At 36.8% G+C, this 634-nt stretch carries 1 protein-coding gene; it reads right to left on the bottom strand.

The genetic code is table 11. The features are described from left to right. Positions 1-20: 20 nt before the first annotated feature. A complete protein-coding gene (gene tnpA / locus QM374_RS10735) occupies positions 21-485 on the bottom strand; it encodes an IS200/IS605 family transposase (RefSeq protein WP_414311740.1) in 465 nt (154 codons plus the stop codon). Positions 486-634 lie beyond the last annotated feature (149 nt).

Genomic DNA, 634 nt, shown 5'->3' with positions numbered 1-634 from the left:
CTCTCAAAGAGGCATATGTACTACTTGCCACTATCCCTAAAGGGATCTTCATATTCTTTTACACTCAACTTATCTAAAGCAATATCTTTTCGCTCTTGTTCCTGAATGTATTTCTTTATTGTGGCTTCATTGAGGCCAACTGTACTCACATAATATCCCTCTGCCCAAAAATGTCGATTTCCAAACTTATATTTCAGATTTGCGTGTTTATCGAACATCATTAGAGCGCTTTTACCTTTTAAATATCCCATGAAACTTGAAATACTAATTCTAGGTGGAATACTTACCAACATATGAACATGATCTGGCATTAAATGGCCCTCGATAATCTCAACACCTTTATAATTACATAATCTATGGAATATTTCTCCCAAACTACTTCGATATTGATTATAGATCACTTTTCGTCTATACTTAGGGGTGAACACAATGTGATATTTACACATCCATTTTGTGTGTGATAAACTATGTGCTTTTTGAGCCATATTTTTCTCCTTTCGCTTTACAATTGGCTTGAACACCTTAATTGTATCGCGTTTGGAGTTTTTTGGTATAACCTTCGATGCGCACCCGCATAGCGGGTGGTTTTTTTGTCTCGCACCTAACGGAGCGAGACGGACTGAAAGTCACATAA

The organism is Streptococcus infantis (genome assembly GCF_047465525.1).
Taxonomy (GTDB): domain Bacteria; phylum Bacillota; class Bacilli; order Lactobacillales; family Streptococcaceae; genus Streptococcus; species Streptococcus infantis_R.
Note: the sequence above shows the minus strand (reverse complement) of the source record. Positions and strands in the feature narration are given on the sequence as shown.